This is a genomic window from Prevotella sp. HUN102 (genome assembly GCF_000688375.1).
Taxonomy (GTDB): domain Bacteria; phylum Bacteroidota; class Bacteroidia; order Bacteroidales; family Bacteroidaceae; genus Prevotella.
Genome location: NZ_JIAF01000004.1, coordinates 2,000,255 through 2,024,313 on the forward strand (window position 1 = coordinate 2,000,255; position 24,059 = coordinate 2,024,313).

A 24,059-nucleotide genomic window follows, 5' to 3' on the forward strand; every position below is an offset into this window, starting at 1 on the left:
TTTTGCCTCACTTGCCTTTAAAGTGCACTTTCAAATTCTTTCAGGAATCTTACGTCGTTTTCGGAAAACATACGGAGGTCGCTGACACGATACTTAAGATTGGTAATGCGCTCAACACCCATACCGAAAGCATAGCCAGTATATACACTCGAGTCAATTCCACAGGCTTCGAGATCGTGTGGGTCTACCATACCACAACCGAGGATTTCCACCCAACCGGTATGCTTGCAGAAACTACAGCCTTCGCCACCGCAAATATTACAACTGATGTCCATTTCCGCACTTGGTTCTGTGAATGGGAAATAGCTTGGACGGAGACGAATCTTGGTATCAACACCGAACATTTCACGGGCAAATGTAAGAAGAACCTGTTTCAGGTCGGTAAAGCTAACGTTCTTGTCTACGTAAAGCCCCTCTACCTGATGGAAGAAACAGTGGGCACGTGCGCTGATAGCCTCGTTTCGATATACACGACCCGGACAGAGAACGCGGATTGGCGGCTCGTGGGTAGACATATAATGCGCCTCATCGTTGGAAGTATGGCTGCGGAGAATAACGTTCTTTGTAACGTCCATCGTGTTTGAACGCTCAATGAAGAATGTATCCTGCATATCTCGTGCGGGATGGTCGGCAGCGAAGTTGAGCATCGTGAATACGTGCTTGTCGTCGTCAATCTCCGGTCCCTGATAGAGCGTGAATCCCATACGGGCGAAGATGTCTATGATTTCGTTCTTCACAAGCGTCAATGGATGGCGGGTTCCCAAGCCGACAGGATAAGCCGTGCGTGTGAGGTCGATGTCGTCGCTCTGCGCTTCCTTCGTTTCAAGGCTCTCTTTCAAGTCGTTGATTTTATCCTGCGCAATGGTCTTCAGTTCATTGATTTTCATACCGACTGCCTTCTTCTGATCGGCAGCTACGTTACGAAATTCATTCATCAACGCATTAATCTCGCCTTTTTTGCTGAGATATTTCAGACGAAGCAGTTCCACCTCTTCAGCATTTTTAGCCGAAATGGTGCTTACTTCTTTCAGGAGTTCTTCTATCTTTTCTAAGATCATATTCTTGAATTTTAGTGCAAAGGTACAATTTATAATTTGAACGAGGAAGACACCATAAGAAAAAATGTGCTTTTACTACATTATTAAAAATAAATATCGTACTTTTGTACAAAATTTGAGAACTAAGATTATTATGAGAAAAGCAGTTTTATTCGTTGTTGTAATCTGTGCAGCGATGATAGTTGTAACTACCGGCTGTACGAACAAGAAGCCAGAGGTGGTGGATACCCCACAAGTTGCTACGGCATTGATGGACACTACTGTGAACGATTCCATTGATTCAGTAATGGCAGTAGTTGAGGAAACGCCTATGCCAAAGGCTGCCGACCAGTTGTTCGACGATTTCTTCTTCAATTTTATGTCCAGTAAGAAATTGCAGTTGGCACGCACGAACTTCCCCTTACAGGTAATTGACGGAAAAAAGACAACTACCATCGAGAAGAAGAACTGGAAAATGGACCACTTCTATCGCTCACAGGACTATTACACTTTGATTTTTGACGACGAGAAGCAGATGGAAATTTCAAAATCTACTGAAATCGACAGTGTGATAGTAGAAAAGATCCACCTGAAAGCAGGCAAGGTGGACCAGTACTGCTTTGACCATTTCGACGGAAAATGGAAGTTGAACCAGATACGCAAGGTTACGTTTGATGATAACCACAACGGTTCTTTCCTGCACTTTTTGCCAAAACTGTTTGCCGGAAAGGATGTTTCTTGCATAAAGAACCCATTGCCGTTCTATGGTCCAAATCCCGAAACAGGCGAAGGCGACAACATCAACACGACGATTCCTGCAAGTGCGTGGAAAGACTACGTGTCTGTTCCTAACGATATGATTTACAATGTGCTCTATGGTCAGAAGAACAAGGAGAGCAATCAGAAAATCCTCACTTTCCGAGGATTGGCTAACGGTATAGAAACGCAGCTCATCTTCAAAAAGAAAGGCAACAGATGGCAGTTGGTTAAAATCAACGCAGCATAATCATCGGGCGCAGAAATCTTGCAGAAGTACAGCTCTGAGAAGCCCGTTACTTTATGGATTCTGACCAAAAGGATTAAATTAGAACAATGAAAGACCTCAAAGATTATAGTTTATTAAAGCATAACACCTTCGGCATTGACGCAAAATGCCGAAGGTTTATTGAATATACATCCGTGGAGGAGGCACGGCAAGCCGCCGCAATGCTGACGGATGAAGACCGTCCTCTGCTCATTTTGGGAGGAGGCAGCAATCTTCTGCTGACAGATGATTATAAAGGTACGGTGCTTCATTCGGGAATCAACTATCTGAAACAGATAGACGAGGAAAGAGTGAAGTGTGGTTCGGGCTATGATTGGGACAGATTCATAGACTATTGTGTAACGCATCAACTCTACGGCGCAGAGAATCTCTCCATCATTCCGGGCGAAGTTGGTGCCAGTGCCGTGCAGAACATCGGTGCATACGGCGTGGAAGCCAAGGACTTGATAGAGGAAATAGAAGCCGTTGAGATTGCTACCGGCAACATTCGTGTGTTCAGGAACGAGGAATGCGAGTACAGCTATCGGCAGAGCAAGTTCAAGAAGGAATGGAGAGACCGATACCTGATAACCTCCGTAACCTATCGGCTTTCCAAAAACTACGCACCAAAGCTCGATTATGGCAATATCCGTTCGGCATTGGCAGCCAAAGGCATTGAAAACCCTACGGCAACCGAACTCCGCAAAACCATCATTGAGATAAGAAATGCGAAACTTCCCGACCCAAAGGAATTGGGAAATGCAGGCAGCTTCTTTATGAATCCCATTGTTTCAAAGGCTAAATACGATGAGCTGGCAGCACAATATGCCAATATGCCGCACTATACGATAGACACCGACCACGAAAAGATACCTGCCGGATGGATGATTGAACAGTGTGGATGGAAAGGAAAGTCGCTCGGCAATGCCGGTGTCTACGAAAAGCAAGCACTCGTTCTCGTGAATCTTGGCGGTGCAAGCGGCAGCGACATCGTTCGCCTGTGCGAAGCTGTTCAGAAAGACGTGAAAGAAAAGTTCGGCATAGAGATATATCCGGAAGTGAATGTAAGGTAAAGCCGCCTTCAAAAGCCACTTCGCCAGTATTTGGAAAAGTTATCAGAACTGCAATGAAACTACAATTTTTAGGAACAGGTACTTCTAATGGCGTACCGGTAATAGGATGCGATTGCGAGGTTTGCAGAAGCACGAATGCCAAAGACAAGCGTCTCAGAACGTCTGTTTTGTTGGAAACGGACGACACGCGCATACTGATAGATTGCGGACCAGACCTCAGACAGCAGTTGCTGCCGCTGCCATTCAGAAAGATTGACGGCGTATTGATAACGCACATTCACTACGACCACGTGGGAGGTATCGACGATTTGCGTCCTTACTGCAAATTGGGCGATATTGATGTGTTTGCGAAAGAAGACACCTGCAACGGCCTACGTCATAATTTCCCCTATTGTTTTGCTGAAAACCTCTATCCCGGAGTGCCAAGACTGACCCTCCACGCAATAGAACCTCACAAGGCTTTCCGCATTGGCGGGATAGATATAATGCCGATAGAGGTGCTTCACGGCAAGTTGCCTATCCTCGGTTTTCGGATTGGAAAACTGGCTTATATCACGGATATGAAAAGCATCAGCGATTCAGAGTTACCTTATCTGCAAGGAGTAGAAACGTTGATAGTGAGTGCTTTGCGTTGGGAAAAGGAACACCACTCCCACCAGTTGGTAAAAGACGCCATCGAGTTTAGCGACAGGATAAAGGCAAAACAAACTTATTTGATTCACCTTACTGATAAAATCGGACTGCACAACGAAGCAGAAAAACTCTTGCCTATGAATGTTAAGTTGGCTTATGACGGCTTAACAGTTGATGTTTAACTGAACTTTTAGGAGCAAGGGATGACTATTGACAAATTGACAAGAGGGCAGATGATTTAGTAGATTGACAGACTGTCTTATTATCTTTGCAGTATTTTGGTCATTTCTTGGATTTACGAAATGATATGCTTGTAAATTTATCCACTTACTGCCTTGCATTCCGAGTTCAAGGATAGTCCCGAAATCCATAATAGAAAATGAATAATCTTGACAAATATGTCTCTATAATTCCATTATTTTCAGCAGAATATTTTTATTTTTCAAATATGCGAAATATGAGAGTGCAAAGATAAGCAACTATATATCAGCAACTTGTCTCTGAATTATGGAGCTATGTGCAATGATTTCCTTTTGATTAGTTCTCGAACAGAAGAATAAATCGGAGTAAATGACTTCTTTTTTGAGCTTTTCTGTCGTCTTTTAGTGTATCATTTTAGCGAAAAGCGTATTGCATTCTTCGCACGATTGAATTTCTATCTTCGGATATTCGGCAATCAATCTTACGAAAATTGGATTTCAACTGTCAAAACAAAGGTGTTGAAATCTCTAAATTGCTGAAAAAATATGTGCGATTTTTGGTAATCGAATTTTACAAAAATCCGTCGTGAAAAACTTGCAGAGAATTAACAAAGGTTGGGCTGAAAGGCAATGTTAAATAAATATAGCTGATGGATAGAAGCAAAAAGATTTGCTTATTTCTTTTTTCCGAAGAGACTGAAAGGAGTCTTTCCACCTTTATTTCCACCAAATTTTCTATATAGTTTCCACCCGAGGATAAGTCCATCAACTATCCCCGCACCTGATTTCATCAAACCCGCAAAACGCTTTGAGGGAGTTGCCACTCCTTCCTTAGGCTTATGGAAGATGCCGTTCCATAAAATGGCCATCTGATTATTGTCCTTTGTAATGTCGGTAAGCAACTGAGCCTTGCGCAAACGGATTTCACTCAAGGTCTTGTAAACGGGTTCATTCTTATCTGATGAGGTAAACATAGGCTATTTTGACATTAAAAGACCTGCCAGAAATCTTACGAGAGGACGCTCCACAAGACGATGGCGAAGGAAGATGAACAATATGAGCAAAACCAGATAGCAGAATCCCACGATGGCAAACGAGAGCGAGAGCGAGCCTATATAAGGTTCGAGCGCATAGACTGCGGCAAACGAGAAGTAGATAAGGGAAATCGTGAGCAAGCCAACGAATACTGCCAGCAGGGCAATAACCGTCAGCAAGCGCACAACCTTCTCTATCACATCCAACTTCACGTATTCAGACTGAAGTCCGATGTAATGTTTTACTACCTCAACGAGTTGGGCAATGGTTTCTACATTGTTGTCGTTAGAGAACATACGCTGTATTAGAGAACGTCTGATGCAGCGTCCTTGATGTCTTCTACAAATTCGTCAGTTTCCTTACGGCTGAGCTTGATGTCGTGCTTCTTGCAGAAATCATCCACAGCATCAGAAATCTTTGTACGAGTGTCGGCACCCTTTTCAGGAGCACACAACAAACCGAGCGCGGCACCTGCGATTGCACCACCGAGGAAAGCACCGATATAGCCTAATGTCTTCATAATTCTTTTATGTTATAAGTTAAACTAAATGTTTATTATCAAACGCAAATGTACTAAAACTTTCTCATTTCATCAATGTTTATAAATCTTTTTTGTGTTAAAAAACTTGTAAATGATTTATTTAACAAACTTTAGGCGCGTCAGAGCGTGGTATTAGCGTCTTATTTTGTATCTTCGCACGATAAAAGTTTGAAACTAAAATAAATAAGTATAATCAAGATAATAATAAAAGTTTTATGAAGAAATTGATGATTTTAGGTGCAGCGGTATGTGTTGCAATGGCATTCACAGGTTGTAAATCAAGCGAAAGCGCATACAAGAAGGCTTATGAAAAGGCTAAATCACAGGAGCGCACAGGTTACAATGAAAACGCAACAGAGTCATCAGATGTACCCGTAGTAGCACCGGTTGAAACTCAGCCTGTTACCGAAACTCCAGTTTACGATAACTACGACAACGAGACTGTCCGCAAGGAAAACGTATCCGTGGTTAGCGGCTCGGGCTTGAAGGTTTACAGCGTAGTCGTTGGTTCATTCCGCAACAAGGCAAACGCAGACGGTTTGCAGCAGCGTATGCGCAATTCCGGCTACGATGCACAGCTTGCTTACAACTCTGAGAGAGATATGTATCGTGTAGTGGCTTCTACATACGACAGCAAGGCTTCTGCCGTTCAGAGCCGTAACCAGTTGCGTTCACAGTTCCCTGACGCTTGGTTGCTTTCTAAGTAATGGGCAGAATACTGTCAGTAGATTACGGAAAGAAAAGAACAGGTCTGGCAGTCACCGACCCATTGCAGATTATTGCCAATGGGCTGGTGACTGTTGCCACATCTGAACTGTTCGATTTCCTGAACGATTACATCAAAAAGGAAACGGTGGACAGAATCGTTGTGGGCAGACCTCTTCAACTGAATGGCGAACCCAGCGAGAATCTGGCTCGTGTGGAGCAATTCGTGAACCGTTGGAGAAAAGCCGTCCCGGCTATTCCGATAGAGTATTACGACGAGCGTTTCACTTCTGCCATTGCACATCAGGCGATGATTGCCGGCGGAGTGAAGAAAAAGACACGCAAAGAAGATAAAGGATTGGTTGATGAGATTTCAGCAACTATCATCCTTCAGGACTATATGAGGTCGAAGGGCTTATAGGGCTAAAGGAATATGACTCCTCAATTTGTTGAGGATAAATACACTTTTCCCTATCGGAATATTCCAACTGCCCCATCTTTACAGGATGCCGGCAGCTTCTTCACACTCATAAGAACGGGGCCAATTGCCCAATAAAAAAACAAATAATAATAAATGATTTTACCAATTTATACATTTGGGCAACCGGTGCTTCGCAAAGTGGCAGAGGATATTCCTTTGGACTATCCGGACTTGCAGCAGCTCATTGCCGATATGTTTGAAACTTGTTCGGCAAGCGATGGCATTGGCTTGGCAGCTCCTCAGATTGGAAAGGCAATCCGTCTCGTTGTGATTGACCTTGACGTTATTTCAGAGCATTTCCCGGAATACAAGGGATTCAAGCACGCATTTATCAATGGGCATATTCTGGAACTTGACGATACGGAAACGGAAACAATGGAAGAGGGCTGTCTTTCGTTGCCGGGCATACACGAGAATGTAACCCGCGCTACCCGTATCCGTGTGAAGTATGTTGATGAGAGTCTGGAAGAACACGATGAATGGATTGAGGGCTATTTGGCACGCGTTATTCAGCACGAGTTCGACCATATTGAGGGAAAGGTGTTTACAGATCGCATTTCCCCATTCCGTAAACAGATGATTGCCAAGAAAATGAAGGCTTTGCAGAGTGGACGTTTCAATTGCCACTACAAGGTAAAGCCTGCAAACAAATAAACGATGTTTCGATGCTTCGTAATATGTCTGATAGCTTTGTTTGCGCTGCCTGCTTCTGCCCAGTACAACATCAAGAAGTTAATGGAGGAAGGACGGCGCACGCTCGATCAGGGATATTACGTGGCATCGTTGCAGATTTTCAATAGAATTGTAGCCTTAAAACCAAATTTGTATGAGGCGTGGTACTTGATGGCTTTATCCAAATACCATCTTGAAGACTACAAAGGAGCTGATGAGGATTGCTTGGAGGCTCTTAAACTCCAGCCATATATCGCAGATATTTTTGAACTTTACGGAATGGCTTGTATCCGTGAAGAAAAGTACGATAGTGCCATTATGGCTTATACAAAGGCATTGGATATCAATCCCGACAATCAGGATTTCTGGTTCAATCGTGCTTATAGCTTTTATATGAATCAAAACAAGGAAGAAGCATCCAAACAGTTGGCATATATATTGAACAGATGGCCTAAATTTGAAGCTGCCAGATTGCTGGACGAGGAGATTCGGTCGGGAAGAAAACTGAAACGCAAGCCGGTGCAGTCTGCCAAAACAGATATGATAAAACTCAGTTCGTTGAGTCGTGGCAGTTGGCTGATGCAGAGAATGCCGAAAGAAGACACAAAGAACACTCCGAATCCGTCTAAGGAAGGAGAGCTGAAGATAAAGCACGATTTTATAAAACTTTATTAGTTTCACAGATTAAACTAACAGACTTGTTCCCAATTAAACAGGTTGTATTGGGCAATAATGCCTTTTCTGAAAAGATTTAGAGAGGTCTTGCTCGTAAATGCTGCTGTTTTGCAAATCTTGCAAACTATTTTCTCTACATTTTATTACCCATTCTCATATTTTAGTTGTACCTTTGCTGCAATATTGATTTATAAAAACTAATTTGTATTATGGTTAAAATCACTTTCCCAGACGGTTCCGTTCGTGAATACGAACAGGGCGTAACTGGACTGCAAATCGCAGAGAGCATCTCACCGGCTCTCGCTCGCAACGTTGTATCTTGCGGGATCAATGGTGTAACAACAGAACTTAACCGCCCTATCAACAAAGACGCAACTATCGCGCTTTATAAGTTTGAAGACGAAGAAGGCAAACACACCTTCTGGCATTCTTCTGCCCATCTCCTCGCTGAAGCATTGAAGGAACTCTATCCCGGTATTCAGTTCGGATTCGGTCCGGCACTCGAAAATGGCTTCTTCTACGATGTTCAGACAGCAGACGGCACACCTATCTCTGAGAACGACTTTCCAAAGATTGAGCAGAAGATGCTTGAACTCGCAAAGAAAGACTCTCCTATCGTCCGCCGTGAGGTAGCAAAGAAAGATGCAGTTGAGGAATTTACTGCTGATGGTCAGGCTTATAAAGTGGAGCACATCGTGGAAGATCTCGAAGACGGAACTATTTCGACATATTCCCAAGGCAATTTCACTGACCTTTGCCGTGGTCCGCACTTGATGTCTACCGGTCTTATCAAGGCTGTAAAGCTGACAAGCGTTGCCGGTGCATTCTGGCGTGGCGATGCCAAGAGCGACCAGCTTACGCGTATTTACGGTATTACCTTCCCAAAGAAGAAGATGCTCGACGAATATCTCGTGATGCTTGAGGAAGCCAAGAAGCGCGACCACCGCAAGATTGGCAAGGAAATGGAACTCTTTATGTTCTCTGACAGAGTTGGCAAAGGTCTTCCTATCTGGTTGCCGAAGGGTACTCAGGTGCGTCTTCGCCTTCAGGAAGTTCTTCGCAAATTGCAGCGTCCTTACGATTATCAGGAAGTTATCACTCCGGGGATCGGTGGTAAGAACCTCTACGTAACTTCCGGACACTACGCACATTACGGCAAGGATTCTTTCCAGCCAATCCAAACTCCTGAAGAAGGCGAGGAATATATGCTGAAGCCAATGAACTGTCCTCATCATTGTGAGATTTTCGCACACAAGCCACGTTCATACAAAGATCTTCCACTCCGTATTGCAGAGTTCGGTACTGTATTCCGTTATGAGAAGAGTGGAGAACTTCACGGCTTGACACGTGTCCGTACATTTACTCAGGACGATGCCCACCTCTTTGTTCGCCCCGAACAGGTAAAGAAAGAGTTTGAGGACGTTATCGACATCATTCAGAAAGTGTTCGTAACCTTCGGCTTTGAGAACTACGAAGCACAGATTTCACTTCGTGATCCTAAGGATAAAGAGAAGTATATCGGCTCTGATGAAGTTTGGGAAGAAAGTGAAAATGCCATCAAGGAAGCCTGTGCTGAAAAGGGATTGAAGGCACGTGTGGAGATTGGCGAAGCTGCATTCTATGGTCCTAAACTTGATTTTATGGTCAAAGATGCCATCGGTCGTCGTTGGCAGTTGGGTACGATTCAGGTAGACTACAACCTGCCGAACCGTTTCAAACTGGAATATACAGCCGAAGACAACACAAAGAAGACTCCTGTGATGATTCATCGTGCGCCATTCGGTTCATTGGAACGTTTCACAGCCGTACTTATCGAGCACACGGCAGGTCATTTCCCATTGTGGCTGACACCTGATCAGGTGGCTATTCTCCCAATTTCAGAGAAGTATAATGAGTACGCAGAAGAGGTTAAGAAGTTCCTCGAAACCAAGGATGTCCGTGCATTGGTTGATGACCGAAACGAGAAAATCGGACGTAAGATTCGCGACAACGAATTGAAGCGCGTACCTTATATGGTAATCGTGGGCGAAAAGGAAATGGCCGAAGGTCTTGTTTCAATGCGTGTTCAGGGTGGTGGCGAGCAAGCTACTATGCCTATGGCTGATTTTGCAAAGCGAGTTCAGGATGAAGTTGCTGAGCAGATGAAGAATCTTGAATAAAATATTCTTCTTTTAAGAAAGAATATCAATTTGAAATGTAAACTCTGACAACTTCAGATAGTAAATATTTAAAATCAAAGAAGCCATATCAGCCTCACGTAATGAGTGCTGATATGGCTTCTTTTGCTGTTTTAGGCGACTTAAATATCTACTACGAAAGTTCTTTATACACAAATTAAATTCTAATACATTCTTGTGTAGCACAACATTTTTTTAATAATTCAAATATTATGAGAGAAATAATTCATTTAATCATCTTTTCATTGGGGCTGCTGTTCACTCTATACAACCTCCTGTATGCGAATGGAAAAATTAAAGACAAGACCCTGCAAAAAGTAACCAACGACCGTGATATTCTTCTTGCAGCACTCTTTGCATACTTAATTCTTATGAGTCTGGATGTATTATGAAAAGCCATTATTTTTATCCTTATATATAAATAAGGTAAAAATAAGTCTTGGAACACTCTCTAAAATGACGAAAAGTATTCAAAATATTTGGATAATATATTGAAAAATAGTAACTTTGCAGCCGTTTAATAAAATAAAAACATTTAATATAGTTGAATGAAGAATGACAAAATGAAGATGCAGTACCGAGTGAACGAACAGATTCGGGCTCGAGAAGTACGTGTGGTAAGTGAAGGCGAGGCAGAAGTAATGCCCACCCGTAAAGCTTTGGATCAGGCCCGCAGCGAAGGGTTGGATCTTGTGGAGATTTCTCCAAACGCACAACCTCCAGTTTGTCGTATCATCGACTATTCAAAATTCCTCTACCAGCAGAAGAAACATCAGAAAGAGATGAAGCAGAAGCAGGTAAAGCAGGAAGTAAAGGAAATTCGTTTCGGACCTCAGACTGATGAACACGACTATCAGTTCAAACTAAAGCACGCTCAGGAGTTCCTCAATGAGGGTAACAAGGTTCGTGCATACGTATTCTTCCGTGGACGTTCTATCCTTTTCAAGGAGCAAGGCGAGGTTTTGCTTCTTCGTTTTGCAAATGATTTGGAAGAACTGGGAAAAGTAGAGCAGATGCCAAAGCTCGAAGGCAAGAAGATGTTCCTCTACCTTGCACCAAAGAAAGCAGCAGGCGTGCAAAAGAAAAGCCAACAGCGTCGCGATCGCGAAGAAGCTGAAAGCAATGCAAAGAAAGCTATTGCAGAAAAGGCTGAAACTGAAGGAAATGCAGATAACGGCTTGTTTGCAAATGCCAAGAATGGTGCTGATGTACTCAGCAAATTGAAGAATGAAGATTAAAGCCTGACAACTCTTCGACAACAAGAAGACCCTGACAGGCACCTGTGCGTAACGTCCTGGTATATACGTTGCCACAGATGAATATAATAACAATTTAAAAATAAAAAAAATGCCAAAGCAAAAGACAAATTCCGGTGCAAAGAAGAGATTCAGCTTCACCGGTACAGGTAAGGTTAAGCGTAACAAGGCTTACCACAGTCACATTTTGACTAAGAAGACAAAGAAGCAGAAGAGAAATCTTGTTCACTCAGCAATCGTGGACAGTAGCAACATGAAGCAGGTTCGTGACCTGTTGAATCTTCGTTAATTAACATTAGTCAAACAAATTAAAGGAAAAAAACTATGCCAAGATCAGTCAATCATGTTGCTTCAAAAGCAAAGAGAACTAGAATTTTAAAGAAGACCAAGGGTTACTTTGGTGCTCGTAAGAACGTCTGGACAGTTGCTAAGAATACCTACGAAAAGGGTTTGACTTATGCATACCGTGACCGTCGTAACAAGAAGCGCAACTTCCGCGCACTCTGGATTCAGCGTATCAACGCTGCTGCTCGTCTCTATGATATGAGCTACAGCCAATTGATGGGTGCTCTCCACAAGAATGGTATCGAAATCAATCGTAAGGTTCTTGCAGACCTCGCAATGAACAATCCGGAAGCTTTCAAGGCTATCGTTGAGAAAGTAAAGTAAATATCAACCTCTTGAATTAAGAGTGCAATGATAAAGACAGAGCCTGCTATTCTAAATGAATAGCAGGCTTTTTATTGTTATAGATTTTTGTTATATTAACGTGAGTTCGACGAATTCAGAACAAAGCAAGCTGTGTGTCCAATGTCCTTTGTACATTGATGCACGGCTTCTTTGGAAACAGGCAATAGGCCGCAATGCCCCCCAATAAATTGACGATGAAATTGTCAAAGGACCGATGCCTGGAGTGCTCCACCTGTGCAATGTTCTTGAGTTCATCGTTCACCGTTTCTATGATAGCCCTCTTTCTGAGCAGCAGTTTGTCCGAGACGCTCATCAATGCTCCTTTCATGTTGCTTTTCAACTTGGTAATAAGTTGTATGCCATCAACGAAAAGTCTTTGGAAGAGCCCCTTGCTGATATATCCCTTGTCACTGACCAACTTGCCATGTATAAACTCTACAAAGGCTTTGTATTCCAAAGGCTTACGGTCATCAAGACCACCTGGGGTAATCATGAAGTTGAGAAGTTCTCCTCTCTCGTTGCAGATTAAATGCAACTTGAATCCGAAGAACCAACCCATGGAGCATTTCCCTCTTTGGGCAATGCCCCTGAAAACCTTATGAATGTGTATTCTCTGGTTTCGGCAGACGCGAAGAGGTGTACTGTCAACAAAACTGATGCCTGTGCATTTGCCCAGCAGGACCTTTTTGATAAACAAAGCCAAGGGGATGGCGACTTCCCTTTCCAATTCTACGAAACGGTTGTACGAGACTACCTCAGGAAACAGATGACGTAAATGCTTGCACACCTTCTCAAGATAGAAATGCTTCAGGCAACGATAGCCTGAATCGTGAAAGAATATCATAATCAGCATGATTTCAGCCTTGGACATCGTGGAATCACGGTGATACTTCCTCTTGTCAGACGGTTTTAGCGTATATTTTGCCATCAGTGCGTCAAAAAACTTGCAGAAGTCATCTGCTATACAAAATATTTCCGTAACTTTGGCCTCGGTAAGCATAGCGATTTTTGTTTGTAATTCTTTGTATTTTAGCACTATAAAGTTACAACAAATTTCGCTAATCACCAAATTTACAAGAACTTATAATTCATCGAACTCACGTTAAATTATTATTAATAAAAATCTTCTTCAATAGTTCATCTCCTACAATAACTGAATCAAAAATAAACAATAAATCGGCGATTCTTAATTGTAAGAATCGCCGATTTATTCATATATCAGGTTTTGAAATTACTTCTTGTAGTTTTCCAATCCCTTGTCAAGGAAGTCAAGATAAGCAGGTATGTCTTCCTTATACGTGAAGCTACCGCTCAAAGGATTGCCGGCATTGTCTACTGTTACGTAGAATGGCTGTGCCAGATAGCCGAACTTAGTCTGCTGCAAGTAGCTCCATTTATCGCCGACTGTTCTCAGCGTACGCGGATTACCATTAACATCCTTTACCTTTACCTGTTCCTTCAACGGAGTCTTGTCGTCCACATAGAGCGAAATCAGGATATAATCCTTGTTCAACTTCTCCGCAACCTTCGCATCCGTCCAAACAGAACCTTCCATCTTGCGACAGTTTACACAACCAAAACCAGTGAAGTCCAACAAAACTGGCTTGCCTGCTTGTGCAGCTGCCCGCATACCTGTTTCATAATCAGTGTATTTCGCTTCTACTTCCTGATGATGCAGATTGAAATCCTGAGTATTGATAGGTGGAGCAAATGCGCTGATGGCTTTCAATGGTGCACCCCAAAGTCCCGGAATCATATAAACTGTGAATGCCAATGAAATCATACCAAGCATAATGGCAGGTACAGGCATTGCCGTCTGTGATGGATCGTCGTGTGGGAATTTGAGCCTTCCAATGAGATACAACCCCAACAGACCGAAGATTACTATCCACAATGCGAGGAATGTTTCTCTATCGAGCAAATGCCATCCGTAAGCCAAGTCGGCAACAGAGAAGAATTTCAATGCGAATGCCAATTCGATGAAACCCAATACAACCTTAATCATATTCATCCACGCACCTGACTTAGGTGCCTGCTTCAACCAAGTTGGGAACATTGCAAACAATGAGAATGGGAGTGCCAATGCCAACGCAAAGCCAAACATTCCCACCGTTGGTGCCACCCAGTCACCACTGGTTGCTGCCTGCACGAGCAAGAGTCCAACTACCGGAGCCGTGCAAGAGAAACTTACCAATGACAAGGTAAATGCCATCAGGAAGATAGAAAGCAAACCTGTGGTTGAGGCAGCTTTATTATCGACCGCATTTCCCCAAGATGATGGCAAACTAAGCTCGAACCATCCGAAGAAACTCAATGCGAACACTACCAATAAAAGGAAGAAGAAGATATTGAATGGGGCATTCGTTGCCAACTCATTCAGCTTTTGAGGACCAAATATGGCAGTAATAATCGCCGCAAGTCCCATATAGATAACGATGATAGAGATTCCGTAAGTGATGGCATCACGGATACCTTTCTTCTTGTCGTCCTTTGCACGCTTCAGGAAGAAGCTGACAGTCATAGGAATGATAGGCCATACACAAGGTGTGAGCAATGCCACAAGTCCACCAACAACGCCCATCAGGAAGATGTAAATCAGCGAACGGCTTTCTGTATTCTGTCCATTGCTGAATGCTTTCAGCTCATTGATTACAGGTTTCCAAAGATCGTTGGAATTAACATCGGGTGATGACGCGCTGGCAACTGCTGCTGAATCAGAAAGCGTTGTGTCGCCGGGAACAGCTGAAGATGCAGAATCTGTCAAAGCAGCTAAACCGTCGGCTTCAGCTTCTTCACTTTTTTTTTCTGCATCGGCAACCGGTTGTGGAGCGTCAGCAGGACCATTACCCTTGTAGTTAAACTCTACACTGCCCGGTGGCATACACATTTCATCATTGCAGGCACCGTATTCCAAATAGCCCGCAATGCTATACGTCTTACCAGTAATCTTATATTTCTGAACAAACGTAACATTGTTCTCGTAATACCTTAATTTCATCTGAAAAGCATTGTCGAACACATTCTTTTCAGCCCCCTTTGCAATTAGCTTTCCAACAGCTTGTGCACCTTCAGACTTCTCTGTAAAAACCTTTGCTTCCGTAGGCCCATCGGCTCCTAAGTTTGGAGAGTATACGTGCCAACCGGCATCAATCTTTGCAGTAAAGATTACATCAACCTCAGTTGGGGATACTTGGTTTTCTTTAACGCTGAAATGTACTGGCATCTGTGCCAGAGCTGTTAAATTGAACAGCATCAGCAAGGCAAATAAAAACTTAAATTTCATATTTTTCATCATAGTTTAGATAGAGTTTCAACTATCATTTTCAGCTCTTAACACCTAAAGTCTTAGCTTATGGGTGCAAAGATAATAATTTTTTCTGAAAAATATAATTCTGATGAATTTATTTACTCTTTCAATGTATTAAATTCTCCAAATGAATTATCTTCATTCGGAATAAATTGATAGAGAACAAGTTTAAACGTTTACAGATAACCGATTAAGGATCATCCCACTTCAATGTTAAATATCTATTCTTTTCGTGTCTTTATCAAATTATATATACTTATTTATCTCGTTACTTGTTACCATAATAGCAACAATTTCGAGACATATCCCAACTCAAATTTGAGATGTGCTTTCCGTTAATATTTTCTTAGGAATTACACCCTTGAGATTCGGCAGAATGGAAATCATTTTAGGCTAATAAAGATATGATTTGCAAATAACCGAAGATTGCATTCCAATCTTCGCAAGAATACAATGCGTTTTTGCGAAGAATGGAGTGTATTCTTCGCAAGTTTGAACACTAATATAACGTGAGTTCGATGAATTATAAGTTCTTGTAAATTTGGTAATTATCGAAATTTGTTGTAACTTTATAGTGCTAAAATACAAAGAATTACAAACAAAAATCGCTATGCTTACCGAGGGCAAAGTTACGGAAATATTTTGTATGGCAGATGACTTCTGCAAGTTTTTTGACGCACTGATGGCAAAATATACGCTAAAACCGTCTGACAAGAGGAAGTATCACCGTGATTCCACGATGTCCAAGGCTGAAATCATGCTGATTATGATATTCTTTCACGATTCAGGCTATCGTTGCCTGAAGCATTTCTATCTTGAGAAGGTGTGCAAGCATTTACGTCATCTGTTTCCCGAGGTAGTCTCGTACAACCGTTTCGTAGAATTGGAAAGGGAAGTCGCCATCCCCTTGGCTTTGTTTATCAAAAAGGTCCTGCTGGGCAAATGCACAGGCATCAGTTTTGTTGACAGTACACCTCTTCGCGTCTGCCGAAACCAGAGAATACACATTCATAAGGTTTTCAGGGGCATTGCCCAAAGAGGGAAATGCTCCATGGGTTGGTTCTTCGGATTCAAGTTGCATTTAATCTGCAACGAGAGAGGAGAACTTCTCAACTTCATGATTACCCCAGGTGGTCTTGATGACCGTAAGCCTTTGGAATACAAAGCCTTTGTAGAGTTTATACATGGCAAGTTGGTCAGTGACAAGGGATATATCAGCAAGGGGCTCTTCCAAAGACTTTTCGTTGATGGCATATAACTTATTACCAAGTTGAAAAGCAACATGAAAGGAGCATTGATGAGCGTCTCGGACAAACTGCTGCTCAGAAAGAGGGCTATCATAGAAACGGTGAACGATGAACTCAAGAACATTGCACAGGTGGAGCACTCCAGGCATCGGTCCTTTGACAATTTCATCGTCAATTTATTGGGGGGCATTGCGGCCTATTGCCTGTTTCCAAAGAAGCCGTGCATCAATGTACAAAGGACATTGGACACACAGCTTGCTTTGTTCTGAATTCGTCGAACTCACGTTAATATATTAACACTTGATTTTCAGCTATTTACCAAACAGATACATTTACTTTGGTTTGAACAAAGTAATCCCGAAATTTGCATTGCATAAAGTTTGTTTTTCATTGCCGTCCACTAAAAATCGCTAAGCGTTCTTTGAAATATTTGAAATATAGTTAGTTACAGAGATTTTCAAGGTGCGACGATTTGATTTTGTATCTTTGCAGTCCAAACAGATGACTGCATATGAACAAGCCCCAATACGTTTTCTCCCAATTGGTCGCTTTTATGGATTCAGACAAGTTTCGTCACATCGTTGATAAGTATGGCGGTAACCGCTATGTGAAGCACTTCACATGTTGGAACCAGATCCTTACACTCATGTTTGGCCAGTTGAGCAATCGTGAGAGCATGCGAGACTTGATTGTCGCCATAGAGGCACATTACCAGAAGTGCTATCATCTCGGACTTGGCAAGCACGTGACCAGAAGTAATCTGGCTAAAGCCAATACAAATCGTGCCTGTCGCATCTTCGAGCAGTATGCCTACTACCTTGTGAGTAAGGCCAGGCGCAAACGGGCTGCGAATATCTTCAAACTTGACGGTAATGTCTATGCTTTCGATTCCACGACCATCTCGCTATGCCTGAATGTGTTTTGGTGTGCCAAGTTCCGCAAGCATAAGGGCGGTATCAAGATACATACCCTATATGACCTGGAGACTCAGATTCCCGCCTTCTTTCATATCACCACAGCATCAGTGCATGACTCCAAGGCGATGGGGGAAATCCCCATTGAGACTGGTGCTTACCACATCTTTGCCCCTGGCTACAACAACTTCAATGAGCTCTATCGCATACATCGTGCAGAGTCGTTCTTCGTTGTCAGGGCCAAGACCAATTTGCAGTACAAGTGCATCAAGTGGAGACGCAGGCTGCCCGGGGGAATAATGACAGATGCTGAGATAGAGCTGACCATCTATGGCAGTCAGAAAGGCTATCCAGAACATCTTAGGCTTGTACGATTCTTCGATGAGGAGCAAGGCCGTGAGTTCATGTTCCTGACTAACGCAATGGAACTGACCGCACTGCAGGTTTCCGACCTCTACAAGAATCGTTGGCAGATAGAGCTTTTCTTCAAGTGGCTCAAGCAGCACCTCAAAATCAAGAAATTTTGGGGAACAACTGAGAATGCTGTCAGAATACAGATTTACTCCGCCATCTGTGCCTACTGCCTCGTTGCCATTGTGCAATATGATATGCGATTGGATAGAAGCACTTATGAGGTGCTGCAAATCCTCAGCATGTCACTTACAGACACAACAAATCTCAGAGATCTCTTCGACAAAACTATATTCAAAAATGACAAAGACCGAAGTGGTTCAGGTGAACCTAATTTATTTAATTTTTAAACTCGTCCATTTTTAGTGGACACTAGTGGTTGTTTTTCATTTATAATACCACTACTGTCCAAAGAAATTTTTCCATAAGATCTGCTGACCATCATTGGAGTCATTCTGAGGACGTTTTGGTTTAACGAATAGTTCGCCTAAGGGTTTCCTCTCAAAGAGAACCTTCCCGATGGCAGCCGATAAAATATAGAGATCCTGTTCAATATGGTACACTTTCTTTGCAATGGCAAGCAGCAGATAATCGCAGATAGCAATCCAAATCTGCGAGAATACAGCATTCTGGCTCGTTCCGTAGAACGAGTTGATGTGCATTCGCTGCTTTATCCATTTGAAGAAGCACTCCACTTGCCAGCGTTCCCTGTAGAGTTCTGCGATTGTCAGGTAGGAATGAGTAAAGTCATTGGTCAAGAATCTGTAGACGTTACCTGTGGCATAATCTTCGTAAACAACCATACGCAGTGTGTCTGGATACCACTTGGAGGTTCTTGGTCCTGTAAGTCTGACAATGGTGTCGTTTGTAACTCCTGTCTGTTTGTCTACAGGACGTTCCTCAACTACCTCATACCTCATGTTATCTTTTGCCCTTGTCACAAAGAAAGCCTGCTGACGATGGAAGTGGTTGAACAACTGTCTGAAGTCAACATAACCCTTGTCCATGAGATAGTAGCTTCCTGGTTCTACGGGAATCAGACTCATGGTCTTGGAATCATGAACAGCAGCCTCCGTCAGATGGATGAAGGTTGGTATGGAGCCACGCAAATCCAGAAGTGTATGCATCTTTACACCCCCTTTGTCATGATGCAGACGAGCCCACGGGCAAAGCTGGAGGCACAGTTTGATGGTGCTGCTGTCAAAGGCATACACGATGCCATCCACGTCAAGCCGGGACGGTTCGTCCTGGTACAGCTCTCTTGCCCAGGCTATCAGGCTCTGCCCAAAATCATGGTATATACGCCAATCCTTGGTCTCATTGATATGGGCCAAAGTCGAACGTTGGATATACTTTATTCCACTCGAATAGAGCTTGGAAGAGAGAGCCACCAGCGTCGCATCAATGCTGCGGAGACTAATCTGGTCGGTGAACTGGGCAAAGCTCATCACCATAAACTGGTCTCTGCATTTGAAGCCGATGGCATGTCTATTGCCGTTGTATCTCTTTACGCACTTGTCGAACTCATATCTTGGTATGAGCGACATGATTTGAGCGAATACGGTCTTTCCTTGATTCATGAGTTCTGCCTCTTGCAATACGATTTGCAAAAGTACAAAACCAAATCTCGAAAAAATAATATTCGCGTAACTCATTGAAAATAATCAATTTGAATTAGGTTCAAGAATTTTTCTTTGGACAGTAGTGAATTCTATTCTAAATTTAAACGACTTTCAGAACTTCCTAAATTTGCAGACTTTAGGATTTGTAATCGTCTGAAAATCGACAATCTTTCCCTTTGTTTCCAAACGTGCGAAGAATGCGTCCTATTCTTCGCAAGAATGCATTGCAAGTAACCGAAGAATGGCTTGCAATCTTCGCACGTTTGGAAAGAGTATAAATTATGCCCTCATATCTTTATCATTCTTTCAAGAGATCGGGACGCAAACGCCTTGTGCGCTCCATTGCCTGATCAAATTCCCATTGCTTGATTTTTGCTTCATTTCCACTTAGCAGGATTTCAGGCACATCCCATCCCTTGTAGCTGCGTGGACGCGTGTAGATAGGAGCCGAAAGCATATCGTCTTGAAAGCAATCTGACAATGCACTTTGCTCGTCGCCTATCACGCCGGGAACAATGCGTATTACGGCGTCTGCAACGATGGCAGCCGGAAGTTCTCCACCGGTCAGCACGAAATCGCCTACCGAAATCTCACGCGTAATGAGATGGTCGCGAACACGTTGGTCGATGCCCTTATAGTGCCCTGCGAGTATTATGAGATTTCCTCCCAGCGAAAGTTCGTTGGCTATCTTCTGATTGAACTGTTCGCCATCCGGCGAAGTAAAGATAACTTCGTCATAATCTCTTTCCTCCTTCAGGGCACTGATGCAACGGTCGATAGGCTCTATCTGCATAACCATTCCCGCCTGACCACCAAAGGGATAATCGTCTACGCGACGCCACTTGTTTTGTGAATAATCGCGTAAATTATGCAGGCGAACTTCTGCCAATCCTCGTTTTTCAGCCCTCGCCAAAATACTCTCGTGAACAAAACCTTCGAGCATTTCCGGCAAAACTGTGATAATGTCTATTCTCATATAGGCACAAAGTTAACAAATATTTCAGAGTAAACGTTGTCGGTTAAGATTTTTTTGTAACTTTGCACCTGATTATTAGTATAAACTTAATAAACTTATGAAAAAAATCTTTTCCCTCGCTATCTTTTCGATAGCAGCTTTTTTGAGTGCTCAGGCACAGAACGTTCAACTTCATTACGACCTTGGACGCAGTCTCTACAACGATTTGGACAGCCGTCCGTCAGTTACTACTACCGTGGAAATGTATAAACCAGACAACTGGGGTTCTACTTTTCTCTTTACCGATATCGACTACAAGAATGATGGCGACGTAGGTGCATATTGGGAGATTGCACGCGAATTCAATGTTTCAAAAGACAAGCGTTGGGCAGCACACGTTGAGTATAATGGAGGTCTTACCACCGGCGAGATTCCGGGTGGCTATTATGGCAATCGTTTTCAGCATTCCGTTCTTCTTGGTGGTGCGTGGAACTGGGCTTCCAAAGACTTCTCAAAAACATTCAGCGTTCAGTTGATGTATAAGTATAATTTCAAGAATGGGCACACAGGTGCCCGTCCGTTCAATGGTTTCCAACTTACGGAGGTTTGGGGAACAACCTTTGCAAAGGGACTCTGCACATTCACAGGTTTCTGCGACTTGTGGTATGACCCGACAGTAAACGGTAAACTCGTCTTAGTTTCCGAACCACAGTTCTGGTTCAACCTCAATACGCTGAAGGGAATGAAGAATGTAAACCTTTCATTGGGTACGGAAGTTGAAATCAGCAACAACTTTGTTTGGAACAATAAAGGACAAAACAATAAGTTCTATGCCATTCCGACGATTGCAGCTAAATGGACGTTCTAAGGTCATTGGCAGAAGATTAGAAGTGGATTAATGGGCAAATGAGCAAAGTAATTAAGTAATTTAACACCCGCCTGTTTAATCCACAAATAATTAATACGCTTTAAAAAACAAAAAAGCGAGGTCTTTCCCACAAGATCTCGCTTTATATTTTCTATCCTAAAAATCCTATAAGTGAGGAACCAAACCCTCGATATATTTACATAGAATACCGATTCCCTTTGCATTCTCGCCTCCTTGTGGAATGATAAGGTCAGCAAAACGCTTTGTCGGTTCAATGAACTGTTCGTGCATTGGCTTCAAAACTTTGAGATAACGGTCTACTACCATAGATACCGTGCGGCCACGGTCGATAATATCGCGCTGAATATTGCGAATCAAACGTTCATCAGGATCGCAATCCACGTAAATCTTCAAATCCATAATATCGCGCAACTTCTTATTTATCAGCGTCATAATACCTTCGATTATAATTACCGGCTTGGGCTCGACGTGAATTGTTTCCGGCAAACGATTGCTGAGAATATAGCTGTATGTAGGCTGTTCTATGGCGATATCATTGCGAAGATCGTTGATATGCTTTGTGAGCAATTTCCAGTCAAACGCATCAGGATGGTCGAAATTGATGGCCTTGCGCTCTTCGTGCGTCAAATCCGTCGTATCGTTATAATATGAATCCAAAGGCACTACGGCAACATAGTGAGGAGGCAGAGCCTCAACAATCTTTCTCACCACGGTAGACTTTCCCGAACCAGTGCCTCCGGCAATGCCTATGATAGTAATTTTATCGTCCATTGTTTTAAAGCTATTTTATTTTGAAGAAGTATGGCTCAAATAAACCATACCTACAATATATTTATTTCCTTGAACATCTGTTCGTAGTATTCTGCCTTTTTCTCCACCTTCATAGGATAGGCACGGCTGCTGCTCGGTTGGCGATAGAGTCTTATTGTCCTGCCTTCAAATTCAAATTCCACGTATTCACCCATCTTTAAATTCTTGGCATCGATACAGTAATGCTCTGTAAATATTTTAGTTGCCAACTGACCTGCCGCCAACACGGCCCTGCATTCAGGCAAGGCTCGCAACATTCCATCCAAATCAGCCGGCTCCACAATTTCAAGATCCTTGTCTGAAGCCGTCCCTGTGGTACGCCGGATACGCTGTGCAGTATCAAACAGGGCTATTCCCTGCTTCTCCAGAAAAGGTTTCAGGAGATTTAACTTGTAGGTTTTATTCTCCTGATCGACAAAATGGAACTTGTTGCCGAAGAAAATTATCCCAAAGATGCGCCACATATCGTTAGTGAAGTTTGGATAATACCACGGCATACACCAGCGTTTGGACGCCGGTGGAAACGTACCTAACATTAACAGCTTGGCTGTTTTTGGCAGCCAAGGCTCAAAGGGATGCGTTTCTATTTCTTGCATTACTGCTGCTCCTTGGCAAAGTAAGCTACCACAGGAAGGTGGTCAGAGTATCCGTTGAGCCAAACCCCACCTGCCGTGGTGCGTTTTGTGTTGCCCTTGTACTTGCCTGTTTCTTGGAACAGATAGTCGCGACGGAAGATTTGATTTTTCCAGAACTTGAGTTCAGAGAAATTCTTCTCGCCATTCTTGTTCAACAGGTTTGGAGTCATAACAATCTGGTCGAAAAGATTCCACTTGCCATTGTATTGGAGCGTTCCTTTACCTTCTTTTACCAAAATGTTATACCAAGGGTTGTACATATCATCGGCACCAACCTGTTCGATATCTCCTTTTGCTGAAAGGCATTCAAACATACTCTTATTGTTAGGGTCGTCGTTCATATCACCCATCACGAGCACCTTCATCTTTGGATTTTCAGCCAGAAGAGAGTCTTTGACTACCTTTACCTGCTTTCCTCCCAATTCACGATAGTAGGAACCGGCTCCACGGCTTGGCCAGTGGCAGACAATGACTGCTACATCTTCGCCGGCCAAAGTACCTGTAACGGTAAGGAAACCACGGGTTGCACGGGCACTGTCGGCCGGAAGGTCATAAACGTAAGGCACTAATTTTGTTGTATTCACTGTGAAGAATTGCGGATTGTAAAGCATTGCGCAGTCGATACCACGCTTGTCCGGGCCTTCGATATGCACATATTTATAGCCTCTTGCCGCTAAAGAGGGCTGCGCCACGAGGTCGTCCAACACGTGTGAGTTTTCAACTTCGCTAAGACCTATAACGGCACAACCTACGGGTAATACGTCTGTGCCCATCTCAGCCAAAACGCGGGACATATTCTTCAGTTTGTTCACATACTTCATTTCATTCCAACGATAGGAACCATCAGGAAGGAAATCGTAATCGTTTTTCCCTTCGTCGTGAGTGATGTCAAACAGATTCTCTTGGTTGTAGAAGCCAATTCCATAAACAGCAATCTTCTTTTGAGCTACGGATGAACTGCTGAAAAGCATTGCAGCTAAAAGGAAAAATAAGTATTTTCTCATTGTTTTATAATTTGGTTACTCGTTAATTTATATGTTTTTTGAATAGGTTGTTTCCTCATCAAGTTA

The 24,059-nt window shown here is 43.0% G+C and carries 25 protein-coding genes and 1 pseudogene; 15 read left to right on the plus strand and 11 right to left on the minus strand.

From position 1 onward, the window contains the following. Positions 1–17: 17 nt before the first annotated feature. Positions 18–1,058, minus strand: coding sequence for a phenylalanine--tRNA ligase subunit alpha (pheS, locus tag P150_RS0113875; protein WP_028898217.1), 1,041 nt, complete (start codon positions 1,056–1,058; stop codon positions 18–20). A 133-nt stretch (positions 1,059–1,191) separates the two neighbouring features. Between pheS and P150_RS0113880 the strand changes: the two genes are divergently transcribed. The 3 genes from P150_RS0113880 (at position 1,192) to P150_RS0113890 (ending at position 3,949) form a co-directional block, all read left to right on the plus strand. Next, positions 1,192–2,043 (plus strand): DUF4348 domain-containing protein, encoded by an 852-nt coding sequence (locus P150_RS0113880; RefSeq protein ID WP_028898218.1) that lies wholly within the window; start codon positions 1,192–1,194, stop codon positions 2,041–2,043. 86 nt (positions 2,044–2,129) lie between these two features. Beyond that, positions 2,130–3,134, plus strand: a complete 1,005-nt coding sequence (gene murB / locus P150_RS0113885) for a UDP-N-acetylmuramate dehydrogenase (RefSeq protein ID WP_028898219.1) — start codon at positions 2,130–2,132, stop codon at positions 3,132–3,134. A 53-nt stretch (positions 3,135–3,187) separates the two neighbouring features. After that, positions 3,188–3,949 (plus strand): MBL fold metallo-hydrolase, encoded by a 762-nt coding sequence (locus P150_RS0113890; protein ID WP_028898220.1) that lies wholly within the window; start codon positions 3,188–3,190, stop codon positions 3,947–3,949. Positions 3,950–4,641: 692 nt separating this feature from the next. On the opposite strand, the gene P150_RS0113895 is transcribed toward P150_RS0113890, so the two are convergent. The 3 genes from P150_RS0113895 to P150_RS0113905 are packed head-to-tail and all read right to left on the minus strand — an operon-like array spanning position 4,642 to position 5,522. Beyond that, the gene (locus tag P150_RS0113895; protein WP_028898221.1) at positions 4,642–4,941 is read right to left on the minus strand and encodes a hypothetical protein; all 300 of its coding nucleotides are present in this window, start codon (positions 4,939–4,941) and stop codon (positions 4,642–4,644) included. A gap of 3 nt (positions 4,942–4,944) precedes the next feature. Then, positions 4,945–5,298 (minus strand): phage holin family protein, encoded by a 354-nt coding sequence (locus P150_RS0113900; RefSeq protein WP_028898222.1) that lies wholly within the window; start codon positions 5,296–5,298, stop codon positions 4,945–4,947. A gap of 8 nt (positions 5,299–5,306) precedes the next feature. Further along, positions 5,307–5,522, minus strand: a complete 216-nt coding sequence (locus P150_RS0113905) for a YtxH domain-containing protein (protein WP_028898223.1) — start codon at positions 5,520–5,522, stop codon at positions 5,307–5,309. 236 nt (positions 5,523–5,758) lie between these two features. Here P150_RS0113905 and P150_RS0113910 point away from each other — a divergent pair, with 236 nt between their 5' ends. From P150_RS0113910 to rplT, 9 genes are all read left to right on the plus strand, one after another. Next, entirely contained in the window at positions 5,759–6,250 is a 492-nt protein-coding gene (locus tag P150_RS0113910) for an SPOR domain-containing protein (protein ID WP_028898224.1), read from the plus strand. Then, complete coding sequence (gene ruvX / locus P150_RS0113915) at positions 6,250–6,669, plus strand: Holliday junction resolvase RuvX (RefSeq protein ID WP_028898225.1); 420 nt, start codon at positions 6,250–6,252, stop codon at positions 6,667–6,669. The genes P150_RS0113910 and ruvX overlap by 1 nt, the downstream gene beginning before the upstream one ends. A 153-nt stretch (positions 6,670–6,822) precedes the next feature. Continuing rightward, on the plus strand, positions 6,823–7,383 hold the full coding sequence (def, locus tag P150_RS0113920) for a peptide deformylase (protein WP_028898226.1): 561 nt from the start codon (positions 6,823–6,825) through the stop codon (positions 7,381–7,383). Positions 7,384–7,386: 3 nt separating this feature from the next. Beyond that, positions 7,387–8,076 carry a tetratricopeptide repeat protein gene (locus P150_RS0113925; protein ID WP_028898227.1) on the plus strand — a complete coding sequence of 230 codons (690 nt, stop codon included), beginning with the start codon at positions 7,387–7,389 and terminating at the stop codon, positions 8,074–8,076. 209 nt (positions 8,077–8,285) lie between these two features. Then, positions 8,286–10,235, plus strand: a complete 1,950-nt coding sequence (gene thrS / locus P150_RS0113930) for a threonine--tRNA ligase (RefSeq protein WP_028898228.1) — start codon at positions 8,286–8,288, stop codon at positions 10,233–10,235. A 230-nt stretch (positions 10,236–10,465) separates the two neighbouring features. Beyond that, positions 10,466–10,645: a hypothetical protein gene (locus P150_RS0113935; RefSeq protein WP_028898229.1), complete on the plus strand. Its 180-nt coding sequence runs from the start codon at positions 10,466–10,468 to the stop codon at positions 10,643–10,645. Between the two features lie 156 nt (positions 10,646–10,801). After that, on the plus strand, positions 10,802–11,491 hold the full coding sequence (gene infC, locus P150_RS0113945) for a translation initiation factor IF-3 (protein ID WP_028898230.1): 690 nt from the start codon (positions 10,802–10,804) through the stop codon (positions 11,489–11,491). Between the two features lie 109 nt (positions 11,492–11,600). Next, on the plus strand, positions 11,601–11,798 hold the full coding sequence (gene rpmI, locus P150_RS0113950) for a 50S ribosomal protein L35 (protein ID WP_028898231.1): 198 nt from the start codon (positions 11,601–11,603) through the stop codon (positions 11,796–11,798). 35 nt (positions 11,799–11,833) lie between these two features. Further along, positions 11,834–12,178 (plus strand): 50S ribosomal protein L20, encoded by a 345-nt coding sequence (gene rplT / locus P150_RS0113955; protein ID WP_028898232.1) that lies wholly within the window; start codon positions 11,834–11,836, stop codon positions 12,176–12,178. A gap of 115 nt (positions 12,179–12,293) precedes the next feature. Here rplT and P150_RS0113960 read toward each other — a convergent pair whose 3' ends face one another. Both P150_RS0113960 and P150_RS0113965 read right to left on the minus strand, forming a co-directional pair. Continuing rightward, the gene (locus tag P150_RS0113960) at positions 12,294–13,199 is read right to left on the minus strand and encodes an IS982 family transposase (protein ID WP_028898233.1); all 906 of its coding nucleotides are present in this window, start codon (positions 13,197–13,199) and stop codon (positions 12,294–12,296) included. Between the two features lie 231 nt (positions 13,200–13,430). Further along, positions 13,431–15,482: a protein-disulfide reductase DsbD gene (locus tag P150_RS0113965; protein ID WP_028898234.1), complete on the minus strand. Its 2,052-nt coding sequence runs from the start codon at positions 15,480–15,482 to the stop codon at positions 13,431–13,433. Positions 15,483–16,116: 634 nt separating this feature from the next. On the opposite strand from P150_RS0113965, the pseudogene P150_RS0113970 reads away from it, so the two are divergent. Further along, positions 16,117–17,022: pseudogene (locus tag P150_RS0113970) on the plus strand (IS982 family transposase). A 242-nt stretch (positions 17,023–17,264) separates the two neighbouring features. After that, a complete protein-coding gene (locus P150_RS0113980) occupies positions 17,265–18,428 on the plus strand; it encodes an IS4 family transposase (RefSeq protein WP_028898237.1) in 1,164 nt (387 codons plus the stop codon). 51 nt (positions 18,429–18,479) lie between these two features. Here P150_RS0113980 and P150_RS0113985 read toward each other — a convergent pair whose 3' ends face one another. Next, entirely contained in the window at positions 18,480–19,733 is a 1,254-nt protein-coding gene (locus P150_RS0113985; RefSeq protein WP_028896581.1) for an IS4 family transposase, read from the minus strand. A gap of 265 nt (positions 19,734–19,998) precedes the next feature. Beyond that, positions 19,999–20,676, minus strand: a complete 678-nt coding sequence (gene trmD / locus P150_RS0113995) for a tRNA (guanosine(37)-N1)-methyltransferase TrmD (RefSeq protein ID WP_028898238.1) — start codon at positions 20,674–20,676, stop codon at positions 19,999–20,001. Positions 20,677–20,773: 97 nt separating this feature from the next. Between trmD and P150_RS0114000 the strand changes: the two genes are divergently transcribed. Next, on the plus strand, positions 20,774–21,523 hold the full coding sequence (locus P150_RS0114000) for a DUF5020 family protein (RefSeq protein ID WP_028898239.1): 750 nt from the start codon (positions 20,774–20,776) through the stop codon (positions 21,521–21,523). A gap of 165 nt (positions 21,524–21,688) precedes the next feature. On the opposite strand, the gene udk is transcribed toward P150_RS0114000, so the two are convergent. Genes udk through P150_RS0114015 form a run of 3 tightly spaced genes read right to left on the minus strand, consistent with a single transcriptional unit; the run spans position 21,689 to position 23,993 of the window. Then, positions 21,689–22,315, minus strand: coding sequence for a uridine kinase (gene udk / locus P150_RS0114005; protein WP_028898240.1), 627 nt, complete (start codon positions 22,313–22,315; stop codon positions 21,689–21,691). 50 nt (positions 22,316–22,365) lie between these two features. Continuing rightward, positions 22,366–22,950: a uracil-DNA glycosylase family protein gene (locus tag P150_RS0114010; protein ID WP_028898241.1), complete on the minus strand. Its 585-nt coding sequence runs from the start codon at positions 22,948–22,950 to the stop codon at positions 22,366–22,368. Further along, positions 22,950–23,993: an endonuclease/exonuclease/phosphatase family protein gene (locus tag P150_RS0114015; RefSeq protein WP_028898242.1), complete on the minus strand. Its 1,044-nt coding sequence runs from the start codon at positions 23,991–23,993 to the stop codon at positions 22,950–22,952. Before P150_RS0114015 ends, P150_RS0114010 begins: the two co-directional genes overlap by 1 nt. Between the last annotated feature and the right edge of the window lie 66 nt (positions 23,994–24,059).

Bases quoted from the DNA above. Each gene is read 5' to 3' on its own strand.
- pheS (WP_028898217.1), bottom strand. From the start codon at position 1,058: ATGATCTTAGAAAAGATAGAAGAACTCCTGAAAGAAGTAAGCACCATT.
- P150_RS0113880 (WP_028898218.1), top strand. From the start codon at position 1,192: ATGAGAAAAGCAGTTTTATTCGTTGTTGTAATCTGTGCAGCGATGATA.
- murB (WP_028898219.1), top strand. From the start codon at position 2,130: ATGAAAGACCTCAAAGATTATAGTTTATTAAAGCATAACACCTTCGGC.
- P150_RS0113890 (WP_028898220.1), top strand. From the start codon at position 3,188: ATGAAACTACAATTTTTAGGAACAGGTACTTCTAATGGCGTACCGGTA.
- P150_RS0113895 (WP_028898221.1), bottom strand. From the start codon at position 4,941: ATGTTTACCTCATCAGATAAGAATGAACCCGTTTACAAGACCTTGAGT.
- P150_RS0113900 (WP_028898222.1), bottom strand. From the start codon at position 5,298: ATGTTCTCTAACGACAACAATGTAGAAACCATTGCCCAACTCGTTGAG.
- P150_RS0113905 (WP_028898223.1), bottom strand. From the start codon at position 5,522: ATGAAGACATTAGGCTATATCGGTGCTTTCCTCGGTGGTGCAATCGCA.
- P150_RS0113910 (WP_028898224.1), top strand. From the start codon at position 5,759: ATGAAGAAATTGATGATTTTAGGTGCAGCGGTATGTGTTGCAATGGCA.
- ruvX (WP_028898225.1), top strand. From the start codon at position 6,250: ATGGGCAGAATACTGTCAGTAGATTACGGAAAGAAAAGAACAGGTCTG.
- def (WP_028898226.1), top strand. From the start codon at position 6,823: ATGATTTTACCAATTTATACATTTGGGCAACCGGTGCTTCGCAAAGTG.
- P150_RS0113925 (WP_028898227.1), top strand. From the start codon at position 7,387: ATGTTTCGATGCTTCGTAATATGTCTGATAGCTTTGTTTGCGCTGCCT.
- thrS (WP_028898228.1), top strand. From the start codon at position 8,286: ATGGTTAAAATCACTTTCCCAGACGGTTCCGTTCGTGAATACGAACAG.
- P150_RS0113935 (WP_028898229.1), top strand. From the start codon at position 10,466: ATGAGAGAAATAATTCATTTAATCATCTTTTCATTGGGGCTGCTGTTC.
- infC (WP_028898230.1), top strand. From the start codon at position 10,802: ATGAAGAATGACAAAATGAAGATGCAGTACCGAGTGAACGAACAGATT.
- rpmI (WP_028898231.1), top strand. From the start codon at position 11,601: ATGCCAAAGCAAAAGACAAATTCCGGTGCAAAGAAGAGATTCAGCTTC.
- rplT (WP_028898232.1), top strand. From the start codon at position 11,834: ATGCCAAGATCAGTCAATCATGTTGCTTCAAAAGCAAAGAGAACTAGA.
- P150_RS0113960 (WP_028898233.1), bottom strand. From the start codon at position 13,199: ATGCTTACCGAGGCCAAAGTTACGGAAATATTTTGTATAGCAGATGAC.
- P150_RS0113965 (WP_028898234.1), bottom strand. From the start codon at position 15,482: ATGAAATTTAAGTTTTTATTTGCCTTGCTGATGCTGTTCAATTTAACA.
- P150_RS0113980 (WP_028898237.1), top strand. From the start codon at position 17,265: ATGAACAAGCCCCAATACGTTTTCTCCCAATTGGTCGCTTTTATGGAT.
- P150_RS0113985 (WP_028896581.1), bottom strand. From the start codon at position 19,733: ATGAGTTACGCGAATATTATTTTTTCGAGATTTGGTTTTGTACTTTTG.
- trmD (WP_028898238.1), bottom strand. From the start codon at position 20,676: ATGAGAATAGACATTATCACAGTTTTGCCGGAAATGCTCGAAGGTTTT.
- P150_RS0114000 (WP_028898239.1), top strand. From the start codon at position 20,774: ATGAAAAAAATCTTTTCCCTCGCTATCTTTTCGATAGCAGCTTTTTTG.
- udk (WP_028898240.1), bottom strand. From the start codon at position 22,315: ATGGACGATAAAATTACTATCATAGGCATTGCCGGAGGCACTGGTTCG.
- P150_RS0114010 (WP_028898241.1), bottom strand. From the start codon at position 22,950: ATGCAAGAAATAGAAACGCATCCCTTTGAGCCTTGGCTGCCAAAAACA.
- P150_RS0114015 (WP_028898242.1), bottom strand. From the start codon at position 23,993: ATGAGAAAATACTTATTTTTCCTTTTAGCTGCAATGCTTTTCAGCAGT.